This window comes from Nonomuraea sp. 3-1Str (genome assembly GCF_031570565.1).
Classification (GTDB): Bacteria; Actinomycetota; Actinomycetes; order Streptosporangiales; family Streptosporangiaceae; genus Nonomuraea.
The window spans coordinates 129,834-149,959 of record NZ_JALHBK010000021.1; the positions used below are offsets into that span (position 1 = coordinate 129,834).

Consider the following 20,126-nt stretch of genomic DNA (forward strand, 5'->3'; position numbering starts at 1 on the left):
TCAAGCTCTCCTCAGGTAGTTGGGCCCGCTGGTGCCGTAGAACTTGTTGACGTCGCGGGCGCCCGACCGCTCCTTGGCCACCAGCGTCCCAGCGGTGATCATCGACTTGCCGGTGAGCCGCGCCGCCTCCAGGGTCCGGGCCCGCAGCAGCCGGGCCATGGGGTCGTCGCCGTGCTCGTCGAGCGCCTCGGCCAGCGTGTCGCGCAGCAGGGCGGCGGCCCGCCGGTGCGGCAGGGCGCCGAAGACGACGGCCGCGGCGGCCAGGTGCAGGGTGATGGTGACGAACACGTCCGCCAGCGCGTGCGGGTCGTCGGTCAGCATCCGCTCGTCGACGAAGGCGGGCGTCCCGACGCCGGCCGCGGCCAGGCGGGCGGGTGAGGCGAGCAGCCCGTCGTTGTCCTTGACGAGCAGGTCCACGCGGCCGTCGCGGAGGACGAGCGCCAGGTTCTGCTGGTGGGCCTCCAGGGCGACGCCGTAGCGGACGAACAGCCGCACGTTCCAGCCGAGCAGCAGCCGCAGGTAGGTGGGCAGCACGTCGCCGCCCGTCCTTTCGTCCAGCTCGGCCAGGACGCCGGGGGCGTTGAGCGCCGCGACCGGCACGATCACGCCCTCGGGCAGCCGGCGCACCATCCAGGCGAGGTACTCGTGGCCGGCGTGCGCGTACGTCTGCTCGTCGGCGACCAGCACGCCCGGACCGGCCAGCCGCCGCAGCAGCAGCTCGGCCGCGGCCCCGTCGCGCAGCGTGCCCGGCTTGATGGAGCGCCGGTTGCGCGCGCCGAGCGTGCTCGTGGGGACGGGCAGCTTGAGGTGGGTGCGCGGGGCGACCTCCACCGTGCGCATCGACAGGGTCGGCCGTACGGTCGTCCACAGCTCGTCCAGCAGCCGTACCCCCTCGATCCGCCGCACCTCGTCCACGGCCAGGGGGTGCACGGGGAACAGCACCTCGTCCGGGCCGGGCGCGGGCAGCGGGGGCGTCAGGTCGGGCGGCAGCTCGGCGGAGCCGGGCGCGAGCAGGGCGCGCGGCACCGCGGCCCAGCGCAGCTCGAACGCGGGGGCGAACTCCGGCGCGTACGCGAGCAGGTCATCGGCCGACAGGCCGAGCCGGGCCCGGGACGTCGGGTACACCGGGTGGTCGGCGAACGCGGCCAGCGTCTCGTACGACGGCCCGCGGGCCAGCACCGCGGCGGCGTGCTCGTCGTGCAGGTCCCAGGCGGTCAGGGCCTGGGCGCACTCCTCGGCGAAGACGGCCACCCCTTCGGCGTCGGCCGGGTCGGCCACCGCCCTGAGCGTGCCGAGCACCTCGGCCAGCGTCAGCCGCTCGCCGGGCGCGACCACGAAGTCCTGGAACAGCGCGCCCGGCGCCAGCCGCACCACCCGGTCCCCGGCGAGCAGCAGCCCCACGCCGTCGCGGCTGCGGGTGACCCGCGCCGACAGGCGGCCGTAGTCCTCGCGCAGCAGCGCGTTCAGCACCCGCGCCGCGAGCTCCGACTCCCGCCCGGCCCGGTGCCCGTCCACCCGATCGCCCGCCCGGTCGCCCGGCTGCTCGCCCGTTTGATCGCCCACGCCGCCCGCCCGACCGCGCGCCTCGTTCGCCGGACCCCGCACGTCCCGGTCGCGTACGGCCTTCACGCGATCACCCACGGCCGGGCCGCCCGATAGCCGCCGATGGCCGCCTCCACCCGGTCGCGGTCGGGCCCCACGGCGCGGATCACGCCCAGGTAGTCGCGGTTGGTGTGGGTGCGCTCCACCACCTCACCGGCCGAGCGCAACGGCCGGTGCCAGAGCCGCACGCCGTCCGACACGACGGTCTCCGCACCCGGCGCGGACGTGATCGTCCCCGACCGGTCCGCCACCACGCTCACCGCGCTGCCGTACCCGGAGCCGTGGTGGGTCTCCGGCAGGGCGGACAGCGGCTCCCCGAGGTGCACCCGCAGGATCCACTCGAACAGCGGCACCCCCAGCACGTCGGCGAGCAGGAAGTCGCAGTGGTCGCCGATCAGCCGGTAGTTCACCTCGACCACCCGCGGCCCGTCCGCGGTGACGACGTACTCCGTGTGGCACGCGCCGAACCCCGCGCCCAGCGCCGCCAGCGCGGCCAGCACATGCTCGTGCGGCCCGTCCGGCGCCCAGTCCAGCCGCTCCTCGACGAAGTGCGGGAGCGGCCCCAGCGTCGTCGCGAACCCGCCCAGCACCCGGACCGCCGACCCGTCGCCCAGCGTCTCCAGCGTGCGCAGCGGGCCTTCCAGGTACTCCTCCACGACCAGCGCCTCGCCCGGCCGCCGCCGCCTGACCTCCGCCACCGCTCCGGCCAGGTCGCTCTCGACCAGCATCACGTCCTCGCTGGCCACCCCCTCGCGCGGCTTGACGACCAGCGGGTACGGCAGTCCGTCCGGCACGGCGTCGCCCGGGGCCAGCCGTACGGACCGGACCCGCTCGACCCCGGCCTCGGCGAGGGCGCGCCGCGTCAGGAACTTGTTCTTCGCCGACAGGCACGCCCGCCAGTCCTTGCCCGGCAGCCCGAAGTAGGCGGCGGCCAGCGCGGTCTCCGCCTGGAGGTGGTCGGAGTTGGAGAAGATCGCGTCGGGCCGGCCGAGAACGGCGATGGCGTCGACGAGGGCGCGCGGGTCGCGCACGTCGCAGCCGACGGCGTCCGGATGCCGTTCGGGACGGTCGGTGAGGATCGTCACCTCACAGCCCAGCGCGCGGGCGGCCGGGAGGAACCCGTCGGTCACCGAGTCGGTCGGCTTGAGAGCGGTCAGGTACAGCCGCAAGCGTGGCACCCCCGGATGTGATCAGGTAAGGCTTACCTAACCGCAGATCCTAGCCCCTCGACGATCATCCCCGAGCCCCCATACCGCAACCTCAGGCTAACGCCGGGGTCATAGGATGACATCCGGAACTTGGAAGGGTGGGCCCGTGGAGACGAGAGCGGAAGAGCAACTGATCGGACCGCTGCTCCTCGCACGCGGCACCATCGACCGGTCGTCCGCGCTGCGCGCCGACGACGCGTGGCTGGAACGTGCCTGGGCCGCGCCGACGACCCGGGTGCTGGTGATCCAGGACGGCCAGACGCTCGTCCGGCGCTCCGGCGACGAGGTGCGGGCGGTGCTGTTCAGCCCGGAGGAGGCGCCGGCCGGGGAGCGCTACCTGCTCGGCGTCGAGGGCGACGTCGCCTACTTCGCGGTGGCGGCGCCGCTGCCCGGGGGAGCCACCGGCGACGGCAACGGCCGCGTCACGGTCCCGATGAGCCCGCTCGACGCGCCCGAGGGCGAGACCGTCTCCGCGGGCCTGCGCCAGGCGGGCGGCCTGCTCGGCGACCGCGACGCCGGACTGCTCGTCCACGCGGTGGCGCTGGAGGCGTGGCACTCGGCCCACGAGTTCTGCCCCCGCTGCGGCAACCGCACCGAGGTGCGCGCCGGCGGCCACGTCCGGGTCTGCCCGCGCGACTCCAGTCAGCACTTCCCGCGCGTCGACCCGGCCGTGATCATGCTGGTGCGCGACCAGGACGACCGCTGCCTGCTGGCCCGCGGCCCGCGGTGGCCGGAGGGCCGCATGTCGATCCTGGCCGGCTTCGTGGAGCCCGGCGAGTCGCTGGAGCACGCGGTGATCAGGGAGGTCGCCGAGGAGGTCGGCATCCAGGTCGCCAGGCCGCGCTACCTGGGCAGCCAGCCCTGGCCGTTCCCGCGCAGCCTCATGCTGGGGTTCTTCGCCGAGGCCCTGACGACCACGCTCACTCCCGACGCGGAGGAGATCGTCGAGGCCCGCTGGTTCTCCCGCGAGGAGCTCACCCAGGCCATCGCCTCCGGCGAGCTCCGCCTCCCGCCGCCCGTCTCCATCGCCCGCCGCCTCATCGAGACCTGGTACGGCGACCGCCTCACCGGCGACTGGTAAGCCTCGGCTACTTAGCGTAGATTCGAAGACACCTTCGGTAGCGGGAGGCTAAAGTCATGCCCATGAACGACTCTCACATGCAGGAAATCCTCGATCTCGAGCGTCAGAAGATCGCGATCCAGCACTCCGCGGCTGAAGCGCGAATGGACGTCAAGGTCGAAGCTTCCGAGAAGCGCATCATCCATGCGGTCACCAACGCGATCACCGACGCGGTGGTGGAGCTCAAGCGAGAAATCATAGGCGTCCGCATCGAGCTCAAGCAGGACATCGCCGACGTCCGCACGGAGCTCAAGCAGGACATCGCCGACGTCCGCACCGAGCTCAAGCACGAGATCACCAATGTGCGCACTGAGCTCAGGGACGAGATCCGTAGCGTCCGCACCGAGCTCAAGGGCGACATCGCCCGCCTGGAGCAGAAGATCGACTGCCACGCCCACTAGACGAGGACCTGGGTGAATTTGGCACCCAGGTCCTCAGGACCAGTTCTACCACGTCGCTCGTCCCTCGACAGGGCAGGGACGAGCGACGGAGGGGGTCAGGCGGCCTCGAGGAGCGCCTTCACCTCGCGGGCCGACGGGTTGGTGCGGACGACGCGGCCCGACGGGGTCTCGATGACGACCGTCGGCACGGTCTGGTTGCCGTTGTTCACGCTCATCACGAACTCCGCCGCCGCGGGGTCACGCTCGATGTCGACCTCTTCGAAGGGGATGCCCTCACGGGTGAGCTGCGACTTCAGCCACTTGCAGGGCCCGCACCACGTGGTGCTGTAGACGGTGAGCGCCATGTCGGACGATTCCCTCCAAGGTCAAGGAGACTGGCCGCTCCCTTCAACACGGCTGGAGTCCCCGTCATTCCTGCGAGGTCAGAGCTGGCCGCCGAGCCGCTCCGCGATCCACTGGTGCACCTGCTCGGCGACGCCCGGCTGGCGGTACATCGCCGAGCTGTGCGCCGTTCCCGGCGTGGTGATGACCGTGACCGGCACCCCGACCTGGCCGAGCATCTGCTTGAGAAGCTGGCTCTGCGCCGGCGGGACGAACTCGTCGGCCGAGTGGGCCGTCAGCATCGGCGCGTCGTGGCGGCTGGCGTGCCAGGCCACCTCCATGCTGGCCCAGATCCGCGAGCAGCGGCCCTTGGGCTCGCACCCGCCCGCGAGCTGGATCGCCGAGGCGCGCAGCTTGCGCTTGTACGGGTCGGTGGTGACGGCGCCGTCGGTGTAGGCGCGCAGCGGCGACACGATGGGGGACAGGCCGACCACGCCCTTGAGCCCGTTCATCCCGTCGCCGTACGTGCCGACCGACGCCGCCAGGTGCCCGCCGGCGGAGAAGCCGACGACCACGAAGTTCTTCACGTCGAAGCCCCACCGGGCGGCGTGCTTGCGGGCCGTCTGGATGGCCGACAGCACGTCGGTGCGCTGCGCGGGCCAGGCCGCCTGGCCGGAGAGCCGGTAGTTGAGGTTGAAGACCGCGTAACCCTCGTCGGCGTACTCCCGGGCGATGGTGGTCATCTGCCGCTTGTCGCCGCTGGACCACCAGCCACCGTGGATGAGGAAGACGGCCGGCCGCTGCGTGCCGTCCGCGGTCCACCAGACGTCCATGTCCTGGCGGCGCTCCCGGCCGTAGGAGACGGTCTCGTACGACAGGCCGCTCAACGTGGACAGGTCGGACGTGGACACCGGGGCCGGTGTCGGATCCTTGGCCGCCTCGGCGGTGGCCGGTGTGGTGACGGTGACGGCGGCGAGCGCGAGAGCCCCCACGAGAACCGCAGTGCGCACGGTCTTCCCTTTCCCCCATGCACGTGGTCGGGCCCCATTGTGAGGGAAAAGACCAGTTCTTTGCATCTCGGTGACGATGAACGGATGACGGGCCGCATGTTGCCAGAATGGACGGGTAAGCGCCACCGGCTGGGAGGATTGACAGGTGAGCAGCGTGGATGACGTCCTGTCGGGCCTCGACCCCGAGCAGCGCGCGGTCGCCGAGGCCGTGCGCGGGCCCGTGTGCGTTCTGGCTGGTGCGGGCACCGGCAAGACACGCGCGATCACCCACCGCATCGCGCACGCGGTGCGCAGCGGGGTGGTCGACGCGCCGAGCGTGCTGGCGGTGACTTTCACCACACGGGCGGCGGGGGAGCTGCGGCAGCGGCTGCGGGCGCTGGGCGCGCCGGGGGTGCAGGCGCGCACGTTCCACGCGGCGGCGCTGCGCCAGCTCACCTACTTCTGGCCGCGGGTGATCGGCGGCGAGGCGCCGTCGGTGATCGAGTCCAAGCTGCCCGTCCTCGCGGAGGCCTGCCGGCAGCTCCGCCGCGGCGCGGACCGGTCGGAGCTGCGCGATCTCGCGGCCGAGGTGGAGTGGGCCAAGGTCACGCAGATCGGCCCCGAGGACTACGTGGCCGCGGCCGCCAAGCACAACCGCACCCCGCCGGTGCCGGCCGAGGAGGTGGCGCGGCTCTACGAGGCGTACGAGCGGATCAGGCGCGAGCGGCACCTGGTCGACTTCGAGACGATCCTGGAGCTGACCGCGGCGGTGATGACCGAGCACCAGGAGGTGGCGGCGCAGATCCGTCAGCAGTACCGCTACTTCGTCGTGGACGAGTACCAGGACGTCAACCCGCTGCAGAAGCTGCTGCTCGACACCTGGCTCGGCGGGCGCGACGACGTGTGCGTGGTCGGCGACCCCAACCAGACCATCTACTCCTTCACCGGCGCCACCCCGCGCTACCTGACCGGGTTCGCCGTCGAGCACCCCGACGCCGCCGTGATCAAGCTGGTGCGCGACTACCGCTCGACCCCGCAGGTGGTGGATCTGGCCAACCTCGTCATCGCCAAGGGCCGCTCGCCGCACCGCCTGGAGCTGGTCGCGCAGCGGCCCGACGGGCCCAGGCCGGGCTTCCACGAGTACGACGACGAGCCGGCCGAGGCCGCCGGGGTCGCCCGGGCGATCAGGAAGCTGCTCGACCAGGGCGTGCCGTCCCGCGAGATCGCCGTGCTGTTCCGCACCAACTCCCAGTCGGAGGCGTACGAGGAGGCGCTGGCCAAGGCGGACCTGCCGTACGTGGTGCGCGGCGCGGAGCGCTTCTTCGAGCGACCGGAGGTGCGCCAGGCCGTCGTCCTGCTGCGCGGCGCGGCCCGCTCGGCGTCGGGCGAGCCGCTGGCCTCGGAGGTCCACCACATCCTCGCGGGCCTCGGCCTGACGCCGTCGCCGCCCGGCGGGGGCAAGGCCCGCGAGAAGTGGGAGTCGCTGAAGGCGCTGGCCGACCTGGCCGAGGACATGGCGGCCGACGGCGCCGACCTGCCGGTGTTCGTCGCCGAGCTGGAGCGGCGCGCCTCCGAGCAGCACGCGCCGCCGGTCGAGGGCGTCACGCTGGCCTCCCTGCACGCCGCCAAGGGCCTGGAGTGGGACGCCGTCTTCCTGGTGGGCCTCACCGACGGCATGCTGCCGATCATCTACGCCGAGACGCCCGAGCAGATCGAGGAGGAGCGCCGCCTGCTCTATGTCGGCATCACCCGCGCCCGTCACCATCTGGCGCTGTCATGGGCACTGTCGCGCGCGCCGGGTGGGCGCAAGGGCCGCCGGCCCTCCCGCTTCCTCGACGGCCTGACCGGCCGCGCCCCGGCGGCCTCCCGCGCGCCGGGCGCGGCGAAGGAACGCCGTCAGGTGGCCGCGCCGGTGAGCTGCCGGGTCTGCGCGAAGACGCTCACGGCGGCGGCCGAGCAGAAGCTGGGCCGCTGCGCCTCCTGCCCGGCCGACTACGACGAGGAGCTGCTGGAGAGCCTGAAGGCGTGGCGCACGGCCGCGGCCAAGGACGCGAAGATCCCGCCGTACGTCGTCTTCACGGACGTGACGTTGCAGGCGATCGCCGAGCGGGCGCCGCGCACCGAGCAGGAGCTGCTGTCGATCGCCGGCGTCGGGCGCGTCAAGCTCGACCGGTACGGCGAGGCGGTCCTGTCGTTGTGCCGCGGGGCCTCCTAGTCCCGACCTCGGCTGACGTACCGCTGACCCAAGTTTGGTAAGAGATGGGCGACAAGTCACACTTGCCGTACTAATGGCTCATCCCAAGGGGGACCCGTGAACGAGGCGCTGAAGGAGCTGCTCGACCTGCTCGACCTTGAGCAGATCGAGCTCGACATCTTCCGCGGGCGCAGCCCCGAGGAGCGCATCCAGCGGGTCTTCGGCGGTCAGGTCGCCGCGCAGGCGCTCGTCGCGGCCGGTCGCACGGCGCCGCCGGACCGGGCGGTGCACTCGCTGCACGCCTACTTCATCAGGCCCGGCGACCCGTCCATCCCGATCGTCTACAACGTCGAGCGGGTGCGCGACGGGCGCTCCTTCACCACGCGCCGGGTCGTGGCGGTCCAGCACGGCAAGGCCATCTTCACGATGTCGGCCTCGTTCCACATCTTCGAGGAGGGGCTGGAGCATCAGGCGACAAACCTGCCGGAGGTGCCCGGCCCCGAGACGCTGCCGACGTTCCAGGACCGCATGTACGCGCTGGTGGGAGACCGGCCGGAGTACCGCGACTGGCTGTCGCGGCCCAGACCGGTGGACGCCCGCTACGCCACGCCGCTGACCTGGGAGGCCCACCGCAACCCCGAGCTGCGCAGCGCGAAGACGAACGTGTGGTTCCGCTACGACGCCGAGCTGCCCGACGACCCGCTGCTGCACGTGGTGCTGGCCGCCTACGCCTCCGATTTCACGCTCGTCGACACGGTCCTGCTCGCCCACGGCATGGCCTGGGGCGCCTCCGACATCCAGGGCGCCTCGCTGGACCACGCCATGTGGTTCCACCGGCCGTTCCGCTCCGACGACTGGCTCCTGTACGCGCAGCAGTCACCGTGGGCCGGAGGGGCGCGGGGGCTCGCGCGCGGTGAGATGTTCACCGCGTCGGGTGACCTCGTGGTGTCCGTCGTGCAGGAGGCGATGATCCGTGTCACGAAGTCGTGAAATCGCAGGTCGAAAATAGGTTGCCGGGTTCTGCGTTCCCGGTTTAGGGTCATGGTCAAGCAAGTCGGACGGTCCTGTCCGGCGATCCCAGAGTGGAGGTGAGTCCCAGTGATCAGCATCGACATGTCGGCCACGCAGTGGCTCGCCTCCGCATGCCGTGACTCGGTGAGACTGGCCGATGGTCTCGCCAAGCCGCTGCAGGAGAAGTCTGCCCGTAGCCAGGCCCCCGCCTACCCGCGCGTCCACCTCGGTGCCGACGCCAAGAGCGCTCCTGTCTTCGCAGCAGGCACCGACGTGCCGACCCAGCAGATCACCAAGGGTGGAATGCGCGGTCCGCAACCCTGGAGGGATGTTCCGGTCATAACCTGACCGGCACAAGAGCAGCCTCCAGGCCGCGGATCCGCACCAAGGATCCGCGGCCTTCTTGTTTGTCCGTGATCCCCGACCACCTCGAGGTGCCGACCAAGATCTACAAGTTCGATCAAAAGGAGAAGCAGATGGGGGCCAAGACGATCATGGACCTGATCGACGAAGCCAAGATCCCCTGTCGTACCGACCCCGACCTGTGGTTCGCCGAGTCGCCGGACGACGTGGAGTTCGCCAAGGCGCTCTGCGGCGGCTGCCCCATCCAGAAGGCCTGCCTGGCCCGCGCGCTCGAGCGCGAGGAGCCGTGGGGCGTCTGGGGCGGCGAGCTGGTCCTCCGGGGGACCATCGTCCCCCGCAAGCGTCCCCGCGGGCGTCCCCGCAAGCACCCGGTCGCTGCCTGACATCCCTTTCACGCCACATCACCAGAGAGCAGAAAAGCGCATGAGCACCAGAATGTCCCACAGCCTGGAAGTCCCGTATCTCAGCCATGACATGGTCAACGACCGAATACAAACCCTCCACCGAGAGGCGGAGGAGCAGCGCCTGATCTCCCGCCTCCAGCGCGTGGAGCGGGCGCGGCGACAGGTCCAGCGAGCCAACGATCGGCTCCGCAGGGCTCTGAGCCAGCAGGCGTGACGCGGAGATCCTGCCGCCGGCGCAGGATCTCCCGTCCACACCTGACCCCTCGCGGGAATCCGTGAACACACCAGGGGCCGGGCGCGATCATCGCGCCCGGCCCCTTGCTCGTGCAGTCACAAGTGCGGTGCAGTCACAAGTGCGGTGGAGTCGGAAGTGCTAGAAGTACCGGGGGGCGAGGTCCGTCGTCGGCCACGTCTTCACGGTGCCGATCGCCTCCCCGAGGATCGGGTCGATCGAGTCGAAGTCCGGGCTGCCCGTCTCCTCACGCCGGTTGAAGATCGCGCAGTAACTGACGCCGTTCTGCACCCGCGCCAGGAAGCTGAACGTGCCCGGCATCGACCCGTTGTGCCAGGTGTTCAGGGTCCCGACGTTGTTGTTGCGCACGCTCCAGCCGAAGCCGTACCAGGAGCCGTTCGAGTTCACGCCGATCTCGGGCTTGGCGAAGACCCGGGAGAGCGACGTGGAGTTCAGCACCGTCCCGGCCTTGTCGAAGACGAAGCCCCACTTGACCATGTCGACGGCCGAGGCCAGCCAGCCGCCGTTCGCGTCCTGGTTGGGCATGTTGAAGCCGCCGTAGGGGTACGGCACGACGGTGCCGGAGTCGTTCAGCACGGTCTTGTTGGTGAACTTCGAGGTGTAGGTCACCTCGCTGGTCCCGGTCTCCGCCAGGAGGCTGCGGCCGAGCCGCATCCGGGTGATGCCGGCCGGCGCCAGCAGCTTCTGCTTGACGTACGACTCGTAGCTCATCCCGGAGACCTTCTCGATGATCCGGCCGAGCAGCATGTAGCCGTAGTTGCTGTAGACGTACTTGGTGCCCGGGTCGAAGTCGAGCTTCCTGGCCGTGGCCCACTTGATGATGTCGGCGTGGTCGATCGGCAGCGAGACGCCGAGCGAGGCGGCGATGGTGTGATCGGCCCAGAGCTGGTCCGGCGACACGCCCCGGTCCCAGCCGGCCGTGTGCTGGAGCAGCCGCCACACGGTCACCTTGGCCAGCCGAGGGTCGGCCGTGGCCGACAGGCCCAGCAGCGACGTGACCGAGGCGCCGAGGCTCAGCTTGCCGTCCTGGGCGAGGCGGGCGATGGCGGCGCCGGTGATGTTCTTGCTCAGGCTGGCGATCCGGAACAACGACGTCGGCTGCACCCGGATGAGGCTGCTGTTCTTGGTGTAGACGCCGTAGCCGCGGGCCAGCAGGATCTTGCCGTTCTTGGCCACCGCGAGCTGGGCACAGGAGATGTCCCGCTCGGTGATGAACTTCTTCATCGCCGTGTCGAACCCGGCCATCGCGGCCGGCACGACCCCGGTGACCAGCAAGGAGCCGGACGCCGCCTGGGCGGGCCGCGATCCGAGCGCGATGGCGGGCACGGCCGCGGCGCCCGTCTGGAGCAGGCGTCGCCGGCTTAGCGTTGTCATGTTGATCCCTCATGCCTCATATGCAACATTGGCCACCTTTACTACCACAGTCAGCTTGTAAACACCTGACCGCAGACCCCTCCAGAAGGGACCAACTCCCGCGTGACCAGCGAACACCGCCTCCCGGCCCCCACGGCCCGGCTCGGCTTCCGCGAGATGACACCGGATGACCTCGACGACATGGCCGCCCTGCTCGGCGATCCGGAGGTGATGCGCTACTACCCCCGCACCAGGACGCGCGAGGAGGCCGGGCGCTGGATCGAGGCCAGCCTGCGCAGCTACGCCGAGCACGGCCACGGGCTATGGCTGCTCACGGTGCGCGAGACGGGCGAGTTCGCCGGCAACTGCGGCCTGGTCCGGCAGACGATCGAGGGCGAGGACTTCATCGAGGTCGGCTACCTGGTGCCGACCGCCCTTCAGGGCAGGGGGTACGCCACGGAGGCCGCCGCGGCCTGCCGCGACCACGCGCGGGACGTCCTCGGGGTGGACCGGCTGATCTCGATCATCCACCCGGACAACGTCCCCTCCCAGCGCGTCGCGGAGAAGAACGGCCTCACCCTGGAACGCCTGGCCGACTTTCACGGCCTGCCGCGCCGCATCTACTCCATGACTTTCGCGTAAATAACCGCCTTTATGTGAATGACGTCACAGAAAGGTCGCGCCGTTGCCGCACCCACCGGAGAACAGAGCGCCGCTCCTGTGACGCCGTTCACGAAAGCGGAGCGTCGCTGCGCTCACGAAGCGCTGCGTTCTTGAAGCGCTGTTGTTCAAGCGCTGCGTTCTTCAAGCGCTGCGTTCTTGAAGCGCTGCGTGCACAAAAGCAGAGGCCCGGAGGAAAACCTCCGGGCCTCTGACCTGGTAGCGGGGGCAGGATTTGAACCTACGACCTCTGGGTTATGAGCCCAGCGAGCTACCGAACTGCTCCACCCCGCGTCGGTGTGTACCTGAAGCCTATAGGGATACCGGCGTTGTGGCAAAAGGAACGCCGCGTCGTTGCCACACCCACCGGAAAACAGAGCGCCGCGCCTGTGACGCCGTTCACCGAGGCAGAGCGTCGCCGCATTCACAGAAGACCTGCATACACAAAAGCAGAGGCCCGGAGGAAAACCTCCGGGCCTCTGACCTGGTAGCGGGGGCAGGATTTGAACCTGCGACCTCTGGGTTATGAGCCCAGCGAGCTACCGAACTGCTCCACCCCGCGTCGGTGTGTGTCTAAAGACTATAGGGATCGCGGGGCGGTGGCAAATCAACCGGGACTACGTCCCCCCTTGTGGTGTCGCCGAGGCCGACGAGGTGGGCGTCGCGCTCGGCGTGGGCGCCGGACTCCCCGTCGGCGCCGGACTCCCCGAGGGCGCCGGCGACGGGGTCGTCGTGGTGGTGGGCGCCGGGGTGCCGATGCCCTGCAGCGCCTTCAGCGCCTCGTCCAGCCGCTTCTGCGCCTTGCCGTACTCCTCCCAGTTCGGCGGGTTGGCCTTCAGGGCGTTCTGGGCGTCCTGGTAGGCCTTCTGCGCCGTGGTGATGGCCTGGGCCAGCGCCGTCGTCTGCTGGTTGGGCTGGGCCTGCTGCTGGTCGTTGGGCTGCGCCTGCTGCTGGCTCTCGCCGAAGACCTGCGCGAGCGCGTCCTCCAGCTTGTCGCCCGAGCCCACCTTGTTGCCGAAGGCCACCAGGACCCGCCGCAGGATCGGGTACGGCTCCTGGCCGGTGCCGGCCTTGGTCTGGACGTACACGGGCTCGATGTAGATGAGCCCGCCCGCGTAGGGCAGCGTGAGCAGGTTGCCGTACCTGACGTTGGCGTTGCCGAGGCCCAGCGGGCCGAGCTCGCCGGAGAACTTGTTCTGGAAGTTGTTCTGCGCCTGGCCCGGACCCGGGATCGCGGTGTTGGACGGCATGCGCAGGATGCGCAGCTTCCCGTAGTCCTGGCCCACCGTGGACCCGGCCGCCATGAACGCCGCCAGGTTCGGGCCCTCCCTGGGGACGAACGTCGTCGTCAGCGAGAACGACGGCTTGGCGTCCTGGACCGGCATCGTGGTGGTCAGGTAGTACGGCGGCTGCTTGATCGACTGGTTGCCCTGCGACGGGTCGCTCGGGACGTTCCAGGCGTCCTGGTTGCTGTAGAAGGCCGCGGCGTTCGTGATGTGGTAGCGCGAGAGCGTGTAGCGCTGCACCTTGAACAGGTCCTCGGGGTAGCGCACGTGGCTCTGCAGGTCGGGGCTCATCTTGGCGGCCGGCTGCAGGATGCCGGGGAACGCCCGGCCCCACGTCTTGAGCACCGGGTCCTTGTCGTCCCAGGCGTAGAGCGTGACCGTGCCGTCGTAGGCGTCGACCGTGGCCTTCACCGAGTTGCGGATGTAGTTGATGTTGTCCTGCGGCTGCTGCGCGACCAGCCGCCGGTCGACGGCCGTGTCACGGGTCATGTCGCCCAGGCTCTCGCTCTGGGAGTACGGGTACTCGTTCGAGGTCGTGTACCCGTCGATGATCCAGGTGACGCGCCCGTCCACGATCGCCGGGTACGGGTTGCCGTCGAGGGTCAGGAACGGCGCCACCTTCTCGACCCGCTCCCGCGGGTTGCGCACGTACAGGATCTTCGAGCTGTCGTTGACGTCGCCCGACAGCAGGATGTTCTTCTCGCCGTACTTCGCCGCGTACACGAGCCGGTTGATGAACGAGCCGACCGGGACGCCGCCCTTGCCCGCGTAGGTGGTGTTCTTCTGGCCGGTGCCGCCGGTCTCGGGGTAGTCGAGCTCCTGCGGATTGCTGGGGTTGCCGCCGGCGATGACGTACTCGTTGGAGCTGTTCTCGCCGAAGTAGACGCGCGACTCCGTCAGCTTGGTGGAGTTGACCAGCGGGCCGGTGACCGGCATGTCCTTGGCGTCGTAGGCCGGCAGGCCGCCGTAGTCGACCTCGTTGCCGGGCGCCGCGACGATGCCGTAGCCGTGGGTGTAGACCAGCGCCTCGTTGATCCAGTTGCTCGGGCCCTCGGGGGAGGCGAGCAGCTCGCGGACGCCGACGACGTGGTCGACCAGCTTGCCGCTCGCGTCCTTGTAGCGGTCGACGTCGAGCTGCTCCGAGAAGCCGTAGAAGCCGCGGATGCGCTGCGTCTGGTCGAACGTGGACGACACCAGCGCCGGGTCGAGCAGCCGCACCCCGCTCACGGACGCGTCGCCGTCGGTCTTCACCTTGGCCGGGTCGGACTCCGCGGAGTACTGCAGGATCTCGGTGCCGTCGACGCCGTACGCCTCGCGGGTGGCCTTGATGTTGCGATCGATGTAGGCGGCTTCCTTGAGCTGCTGGTTGGGCTTGACCTGGAACTGCTCGACCAGCGCCGGGTAGACGCCGCCGATCAGCACGGCCGACAGCACCAGCAGGCCGAACGACACGCCGGGGAGCATGCCGCCGGGCCGTACGACGCCGGCGAAGAACAGCACGGCGCAGATGAGCGCGATGATCGCCAGGATGGTCTTGGCCGGGAGGACGGCGTTGACGTCGGTGTAGGACGCCCCGTCCACGAAGCCGCGGTCGGAGAAGACCAGTCCGTAGCGGTCGACCCAGTAGGCCACGGCCTTCAGCAGCACGAACACGCCGAGCAGCACCGACAGGTGCACCCGCGCGGCGCGCGAGGCGTGGACGCCGGGCGACTGGAGCCGGAACCCGCCGTACAGGTAGTGCGTGATCGCCGCCAGGATGATCGAGACGATCACGGCGGTGAACAGGAAGTTCAGCACCATCCGGATGAACGGGTAGTCGAACATGAAGAACGAGTGGTCGAACCCGAACAACGGGTCCGTCTTGCCGAAGGGCACCCCGTTGGCGAACTCCAGCCACGTCTGCCACTGCCCGGCCAAGGAGGAGCCCGCGAAGAGCGCGAGCATGCCCATGCCGACGATGAAGATCAGCTTGCGGTGGGGATCGAGCGCCATCCGGTAGCGGTCGGCGCCGCTGCCCCCGCCGAACATGGCGGGCCCGAACATGGGCCGGGTGCGGAAGGCCAGCAGCATGTTGCCGCCGACGATGCCGACCATCAGCACCGCCCCGACCAGGAACAGCACGATCTCTGTCAGCAGCACGCCGGAGAACACCGAGGTGTAGTCGACCGAGTCGAACCACAGATAGTCGGTGTAGACACCGGAGAAAAGGAAGAACAACGCCACGATCGCCACGAGCGCGATCGCGACAGGCAGAAGCAGTCTCGGCCGGCGGGGCAAGCGCATCGCCCGGCCGGCGCCTGGGGTCCGGAAGCTCAAGGCCAACCCCTCGTCGTGATGAACAAACGGTCCGTGTCTGGCAACCTACACCGCTGTGCCAGCCCTTCGATTAACGCACGGGGATCGGCGGAAGTTTCATCCGGCGGCGCAAGCCGGGACCTCTCCCTTGCCCGTGCGGATCGCGTCGAGCGCCTGCACCGCCTCGTGCAGCGAGGTGGCCCTGACCAGGCGAAGCCCGTCGGGAACGGCCTTCAGGGCCTCGGCGCAGTTGTCGGCCGGCGTGAGGAAGACGGTCGCCCCGGCCTTGCGCGCGCCGACCATCTTCTGGGCGATGCCGCCGATCGGGCCGACCGCGCCGGACGGGTCGATGGTGCCGGTGCCGGCGATGTCCTTGCCGCCCGTCAGCTCGCCCGGCGTGAGCTTGTCGAGGATGCCGAGCGAGAACATCAGCCCGGCGCTCGGCCCGCCGACGTCGCCCACGTTGATGTCGACGTCGAACGGGAACTTGTACTTCGCCTGCATCACCATGCCGACGACCGCCTTGCCGCCCGCGCCCTGCACGGTCGGCACGGAGACGTCGAGCTTGTCCTTGCCGCGGGTGATGGTGAACGCCACGCTCTCACCGGGCTTGACGGCCTTGACCGCCTCGGAGATGCCCTCCACGTTCGCGACCGTCCTGCCGCCGACCGCGGTGATCTCGTCGCCCTTGCGCAGCTTGCCGTCGGCCGGCTTGCCCTTCTCGGTGGACAGCACCGACACGGCCGTGCCGTACGGGATCTTCAGCTCGCCCAGCGCCGCGGCCGTCGCGTAGTCCTGGGAGTTGGCCATCTCGACGGTGTTCTCCTCCTCGACCTGCTGCTGCGAGCGGGTCTCGGGGAAGATCGCCGACTCGGGCACGACGGCGACGTCGGGATCGATCCAGCCGCGCAGCGCGGTCAGCAGGTCGATGCGGCTGCTCGGGCCGCCCTGGTAGGCGACGGTCACGAGGTTGAGCTCGCCGGTGGTCGGATAGGTCTGCCGCCCGGAGATGGTGATCACCGGCTTCTTGTCGACCTGGCCGATCGTGTTCTCGGTCGGTCCCGGACTCAGCACCACGTACGGAACCTTCATCACCGCGCCCACGACGCCGAGCAAGAGCACGAGGAAGCCCGCAACCAGCAGGGTCAAGGCGCGACGCGACATGGAGACGAGCTTATTCGCAGGCGCCGACCCACTCGGCCGACCCGTCGGCGAACGCCTGATGTTTCCAGATCGGCACCTCGGCCTTGAGGTCGTCGATCAGCCGGCGCGAGGCGGCGAACGCCTCCTGGCGGTGCGGAGCGGCCACGGCGACGATCACGGCGATGTCGCCCAGCTCCAGGTCGCCGACCCGGTGGACGGCCGCGAGCGCGGTCACGGGGAAGTCGGCGGCGACCTTCTCGGCCACCCGGCGCAGCTCGTCGCCCGCCGACGGGTGCGCGGAGTAGGAAAGGCGGGTCACCGGCTTGCCGTGGTCCTGCTCGCGTACGGTGCCCACGAACAGCGTCGTGCCACCGGCGGCGTGGTCGCCCACGGCGGCGAGCACCTCCTGCACGGAGAGCGAGGTGTCACGTATGCCGAGCAACCGGATGACGTCCACGGACCAGAGCCTACCGAACCGCCCCGGGCCTCACTGGCGGCGCTTCCTGCGTACCTGGCGGACGATGGCGGCCGTGCCGATGACGGCGACGGTCGCGCCCGCCGCGGTGAGCGTGGCCTCCTTGACCGGCAGGCGCCGGCCGACCACGGTCGTCGCCTTCTCGCGCAGCTCCAGGAGCTGCTGGAACGCGGCCTCGTTGGTCCACGCCGGCTTCCAGCCGGCCTCACGCAGCCTGGCGCAGTCGACCACCCACGGGTAGACGACGTAGTGCAGGTCCGTGGCGGGCGCCGGGGTGATGCCCAGGCGGTGCAGCCGCTGCGCGGTGCCGAACGTCAGCCCCGCGGGCAGCTCGAACCTGCGCAGCCCCGCCATCTCCTCCACCTGCTCCTGCTCCAGCCAGCCGTCGGAGCCGACCCCGAGCACGCCCGTGACCACGCCCCGCGCGGCCAGCTCCAGCGCCGAGAGCAGGTCGTCCACGTGGCAGAACTGCCAGCGCGGCGAGCACCCCTTGACCGTCAGCAGCCGCGGCGACTCGAAGTGGCGGGTGATGACCGTGTCCACCCCGGGCCCCACGACTGCGGCGGGCCGCAGCACCGTCACCTCCAGCCCCGGATGGCTGCGCAGCGACCGGCGCACGAGCGCCTCGATCTCCAGGTAGTCGCCGACGACGCCGGTGTCGGGCTCGGCCGCGACCGCGGCGTCCTCCGGCAGCGGCACGTCGTTCTCCGGCGCCGCGCCGTACACCATCGCGCTCGTGACGAGCACCACCCGCCGCACGCGCGCCGCGGCGGAGGCGGTGAGCACGGTCTGCGCCGCTCTCAGGTTGTACGCGCGGCGCTCACGCGGGTCGGAGTCGACCGCGTAGTCGCCGGCCAGGTGGACCAGGACGTCGATGTCGGAGATCCGGTTCGCCAAGAGCGGATCCCGGACGTCGATGACTCTCCAGGTCGCCTCCCGGACGTCGCCGCGCTCCTCGTCGATGGCCACCACCCTGCGGAAATCCGCGGAGGATACGAGCTTTGCGAGCAGCTCGCGGCCCAGCCCTGAGGCGGCGCCCGTGACGGCGACGACAGGTTGGCGCGGGCGTTTCGAGGTAGGCACCAGGTCCTCACTTTGCACTGATCCGCCGTAGGACGACTAACGTGGCGGATGTGGACTCCTCCATCCTGCACGAGGTAGAGCGGTGACTGACCTGCCAGGTCGCGAAAACGACCCCAACGAAAACCCGTTCGCCATGTTCGGCAACCCTGAGCAGATGGCTCAGGCGATGCGCCAGTTCGCCGACATGCTGTCGGCACCCCAGGGTTCAGGCCCGGTCAACTGGGACATGGCCAAGAACATCGCCCGTCACGCCGTGGTGGCGGAGGGCGATCCCAGCGTCATGGAGGGCGAGCGCCGGCAGATCGTCGAGGCCCTGCGCCTGGCCGATCTGTGGCTGAACGAGGCCACCACGCTGCCCAGCGGCGTCGGCGCGCCCGAGGCGTGGAGCCGCTCCGAGTGGATCGAGAACACGATCCCCGTCTGGCGCACGCTGTGCGAGCCGATCGCCGCGCGCATGGTCGAGACCATGGGCGGCGCGCTCGGCGGCTCCGGACTGCCGCCCGAGGCGCAGCAGATGGCCGGGCCGCTCATGGGCATGCTCAAGCAGATGGGCGGCATGATGGTCGGCCAGCAGATCGGCCAGGCCATCGGCTCGCTGGCGCGCGAGGTGCTCGGCACCACCGACATCGGCCTGCCGCTGTCCGACCGGGCCGCGCTGCTGCCCGGCGGCATCGCCTCGTTCAGCCAGGGCCTGGAGCTGCCGTCCGAGGAGATCCGGATCTACCTGGCGCTGCGCGAGGCCGCGCATCACCGGCTGTTCCAGCACGTGCCGTGGCTGCGCTCCCACCTGCTGGGCGCGGTCGAGGAGTACGCGCGGGGCATCACGGTCGACACCTCGGCCCTGGAGGAGCAGATCCGCGGGCTCGACATCAACAACCCGCAGGCCATCCAGGAGGCGCTGAGCGGCGGCGCGCTGCTCAAGCCCGAGGAGACCGAGCGGCAGAAGGCCGCGCTGGCGCGCCTGGAGACGGCGCTCGCCCTGGTCGAGGGCTGGGTCGCCACCGTGGCGGGCCACGCCGCCGAGGGCAAGCTGCCGTCCGCGGGAGCCCTCGCCGAGACCGTACGGCGGCGCCGCGCGACCGGCGGCCCGGCCGAGCTGACCTTCGGCACCCTCGTGGGCCTGGAGTTGCGTCCCCGCCGCCTGCGCGAGGCCGCGGCGCTGTGGGAGGCGGTCCGGGAGGCGCGCGGCGTCGACGGGCGCGACGCGCTGTGGTCCCACCCGGACCTGATGCCGTCGGCCGACGACCTCGACGACCCCGAGGCGTTCGTCCGGGGCGAGTCGGAGTGGGACATCTCACACCTCGAAAGCGGCATGGAAGGCCCCGGCGACGACGAGAAGGACCCGGAGAAGGGCGAGGACGACCAGAAGTGAGCCTGCACGGCGACGCGGTGGCCGTCCTGTCCGGCTGGACGGCGCCCACCGCCGAGGAGGAGCGGCATCGCAGCGGGTTCCTCGGCCACCTGCGCGACCACGACGACGCGATGCTGCGCGAGTGCGTCCCCGGTCATCTGACGGCGACCACGGCGGTGCTGTCGCACGACGGCGGGCGGGTGCTGCTCACGCTGCACCCGAAGGCCGGCATGTGGCTGCCGATGGGCGGCCACTGTGAGCCGTCCGACGCCTCGCTGACCGCCGTCGCCCTGCGTGAGGCCACCGAGGAGTCCGGGATCCCCGACCTGGAGCTGCTGCCCGGCCCGCTGGCGCTGGACCGGCACGAGGTCTGGTGCCACCCGCCGCGCAGCTGGCACCTCGACGTCGAGTACGCCGCCGTTGCGCCGCCGGGCGCGGAGGCGGTCATCAGCGAGGAGTCCCTCGACCTGCGCTGGTTCCCCGTGGACGAGATCCCCGAGCTGTCCGACGAGGCCACTCGCCGGCTCGCGGCGCGCGGCCGGGAGGTCCTCCTGTCGCGTCTTACGCCCCGTTCACAGCCGTCCGGCTAGAGTCTGTACCGTTCCAACAGGGGG

General features: G+C 70.6%; 19 protein-coding genes and 2 tRNA genes. 10 read left to right on the plus strand and 11 right to left on the minus strand.

The features are described from left to right. The gene (locus MTP10_RS28940) at positions 1-1,629 is read right to left on the minus strand and encodes an IucA/IucC family protein (protein ID WP_310713036.1); all 1,629 of its coding nucleotides are present in this window, start codon (positions 1,627-1,629) and stop codon (positions 1-3) included. Then, entirely contained in the window at positions 1,626-2,780 is a 1,155-nt protein-coding gene (locus MTP10_RS28945) for a siderophore biosynthesis protein (protein ID WP_397334527.1), read from the minus strand. The genes MTP10_RS28940 and MTP10_RS28945 overlap by 4 nt, the downstream gene beginning before the upstream one ends. Before the next feature lie 136 nt (positions 2,781-2,916). Here MTP10_RS28945 and nudC point away from each other — a divergent pair, with 136 nt between their 5' ends. Continuing rightward, entirely contained in the window at positions 2,917-3,891 is a 975-nt protein-coding gene (nudC, locus tag MTP10_RS28950; protein WP_310713039.1) for an NAD(+) diphosphatase, read from the plus strand. 62 nt (positions 3,892-3,953) lie between these two features. Next, positions 3,954-4,331 (plus strand): hypothetical protein, encoded by a 378-nt coding sequence (locus tag MTP10_RS28955; protein WP_310713041.1) that lies wholly within the window; start codon positions 3,954-3,956, stop codon positions 4,329-4,331. A 95-nt stretch (positions 4,332-4,426) separates the two neighbouring features. On the opposite strand, the gene MTP10_RS28960 is transcribed toward MTP10_RS28955, so the two are convergent. Then, positions 4,427-4,675: a mycoredoxin gene (locus tag MTP10_RS28960; RefSeq protein ID WP_310713043.1), complete on the minus strand. Its 249-nt coding sequence runs from the start codon at positions 4,673-4,675 to the stop codon at positions 4,427-4,429. Positions 4,676-4,753: 78 nt separating this feature from the next. After that, positions 4,754-5,662 carry an alpha/beta hydrolase gene (locus tag MTP10_RS28965; RefSeq protein WP_310713045.1) on the minus strand — a complete coding sequence of 303 codons (909 nt, stop codon included), beginning with the start codon at positions 5,660-5,662 and terminating at the stop codon, positions 4,754-4,756. 154 nt (positions 5,663-5,816) lie between these two features. On the opposite strand from MTP10_RS28965, the gene MTP10_RS28970 reads away from it, so the two are divergent. The 5 genes from MTP10_RS28970 (at position 5,817) to MTP10_RS28990 (ending at position 9,827) form a co-directional block, all read left to right on the plus strand. Beyond that, entirely contained in the window at positions 5,817-7,856 is a 2,040-nt protein-coding gene (locus MTP10_RS28970) for an ATP-dependent DNA helicase UvrD2 (protein ID WP_310713084.1), read from the plus strand. Positions 7,857-7,952: 96 nt separating this feature from the next. Next, complete coding sequence (locus tag MTP10_RS28975) at positions 7,953-8,825, plus strand: acyl-CoA thioesterase II (protein ID WP_310713047.1); 873 nt, start codon at positions 7,953-7,955, stop codon at positions 8,823-8,825. A 108-nt stretch (positions 8,826-8,933) separates the two neighbouring features. Further along, entirely contained in the window at positions 8,934-9,194 is a 261-nt protein-coding gene (locus MTP10_RS28980) for a hypothetical protein (RefSeq protein ID WP_310713049.1), read from the plus strand. A 128-nt stretch (positions 9,195-9,322) separates the two neighbouring features. Beyond that, complete coding sequence (locus MTP10_RS28985; protein WP_310713085.1) at positions 9,323-9,592, plus strand: WhiB family transcriptional regulator; 270 nt, start codon at positions 9,323-9,325, stop codon at positions 9,590-9,592. A gap of 40 nt (positions 9,593-9,632) precedes the next feature. Further along, positions 9,633-9,827 (plus strand): hypothetical protein, encoded by a 195-nt coding sequence (locus MTP10_RS28990; RefSeq protein ID WP_310713052.1) that lies wholly within the window; start codon positions 9,633-9,635, stop codon positions 9,825-9,827. Positions 9,828-9,986: 159 nt separating this feature from the next. Here MTP10_RS28990 and MTP10_RS28995 read toward each other — a convergent pair whose 3' ends face one another. Next, positions 9,987-11,240: a serine hydrolase domain-containing protein gene (locus tag MTP10_RS28995; protein ID WP_310713054.1), complete on the minus strand. Its 1,254-nt coding sequence runs from the start codon at positions 11,238-11,240 to the stop codon at positions 9,987-9,989. A gap of 102 nt (positions 11,241-11,342) precedes the next feature. Between MTP10_RS28995 and MTP10_RS29000 the strand changes: the two genes are divergently transcribed. Further along, positions 11,343-11,861 carry a GNAT family N-acetyltransferase gene (locus tag MTP10_RS29000; protein ID WP_310713056.1) on the plus strand — a complete coding sequence of 173 codons (519 nt, stop codon included), beginning with the start codon at positions 11,343-11,345 and terminating at the stop codon, positions 11,859-11,861. Positions 11,862-12,096: 235 nt separating this feature from the next. On the opposite strand, the gene MTP10_RS29005 is transcribed toward MTP10_RS29000, so the two are convergent. From MTP10_RS29005 to MTP10_RS29030, 6 genes are all read right to left on the minus strand, one after another. Next, positions 12,097-12,173: transfer RNA gene (locus tag MTP10_RS29005), tRNA-Met, on the minus strand. 191 nt (positions 12,174-12,364) lie between these two features. Further along, a tRNA-Met gene (locus tag MTP10_RS29010) sits at positions 12,365-12,441 on the minus strand. A 55-nt stretch (positions 12,442-12,496) separates the two neighbouring features. Further along, complete coding sequence (locus MTP10_RS29015) at positions 12,497-15,448, minus strand: UPF0182 family protein (protein ID WP_310713058.1); 2,952 nt, start codon at positions 15,446-15,448, stop codon at positions 12,497-12,499. Between the two features lie 129 nt (positions 15,449-15,577). Then, complete coding sequence (locus MTP10_RS29020; protein WP_310713059.1) at positions 15,578-16,624, minus strand: PDZ domain-containing protein; 1,047 nt, start codon at positions 16,622-16,624, stop codon at positions 15,578-15,580. Positions 16,625-16,634: 10 nt separating this feature from the next. Then, entirely contained in the window at positions 16,635-17,060 is a 426-nt protein-coding gene (locus MTP10_RS29025) for a molybdenum cofactor biosynthesis protein MoaE (protein ID WP_310713061.1), read from the minus strand. A 30-nt stretch (positions 17,061-17,090) separates the two neighbouring features. Further along, entirely contained in the window at positions 17,091-18,164 is a 1,074-nt protein-coding gene (locus tag MTP10_RS29030) for an NAD-dependent epimerase/dehydratase family protein (protein WP_310713086.1), read from the minus strand. Positions 18,165-18,294: 130 nt separating this feature from the next. Here MTP10_RS29030 and MTP10_RS29035 point away from each other — a divergent pair, with 130 nt between their 5' ends. Further along, positions 18,295-19,533 carry a zinc-dependent metalloprotease gene (locus MTP10_RS29035; RefSeq protein WP_310713088.1) on the plus strand — a complete coding sequence of 413 codons (1,239 nt, stop codon included), beginning with the start codon at positions 18,295-18,297 and terminating at the stop codon, positions 19,531-19,533. After that, positions 19,530-20,102 (plus strand): NUDIX hydrolase, encoded by a 573-nt coding sequence (locus MTP10_RS29040; protein WP_310713063.1) that lies wholly within the window; start codon positions 19,530-19,532, stop codon positions 20,100-20,102. Before MTP10_RS29035 ends, MTP10_RS29040 begins: the two co-directional genes overlap by 4 nt. The last annotated feature ends 24 nt before the right edge of the window (positions 20,103-20,126 follow it).

What these genes read in the sequence shown, in the direction of transcription:
- MTP10_RS29015 (WP_310713058.1), bottom strand. Translation starts at nt 15,448, where the DNA reads ATGCGCTTGCCCCGCCGGCCGAGACTGCTTCTGCCTGTCGCGATCGCG.
- MTP10_RS29035 (WP_310713088.1), top strand. Translation starts at nt 18,295, where the DNA reads ATGTTCGGCAACCCTGAGCAGATGGCTCAGGCGATGCGCCAGTTCGCC.
- MTP10_RS28990 (WP_310713052.1), top strand. Translation starts at nt 9,633, where the DNA reads ATGAGCACCAGAATGTCCCACAGCCTGGAAGTCCCGTATCTCAGCCAT.
- MTP10_RS28995 (WP_310713054.1), bottom strand. Translation starts at nt 11,240, where the DNA reads ATGACAACGCTAAGCCGGCGACGCCTGCTCCAGACGGGCGCCGCGGCC.
- MTP10_RS28955 (WP_310713041.1), top strand. Translation starts at nt 3,954, where the DNA reads ATGAACGACTCTCACATGCAGGAAATCCTCGATCTCGAGCGTCAGAAG.
- MTP10_RS28985 (WP_310713085.1), top strand. Translation starts at nt 9,323, where the DNA reads ATGGGGGCCAAGACGATCATGGACCTGATCGACGAAGCCAAGATCCCC.
- MTP10_RS29020 (WP_310713059.1), bottom strand. Translation starts at nt 16,624, where the DNA reads ATGTCGCGTCGCGCCTTGACCCTGCTGGTTGCGGGCTTCCTCGTGCTC.
- MTP10_RS28960 (WP_310713043.1), bottom strand. Translation starts at nt 4,675, where the DNA reads ATGGCGCTCACCGTCTACAGCACCACGTGGTGCGGGCCCTGCAAGTGG.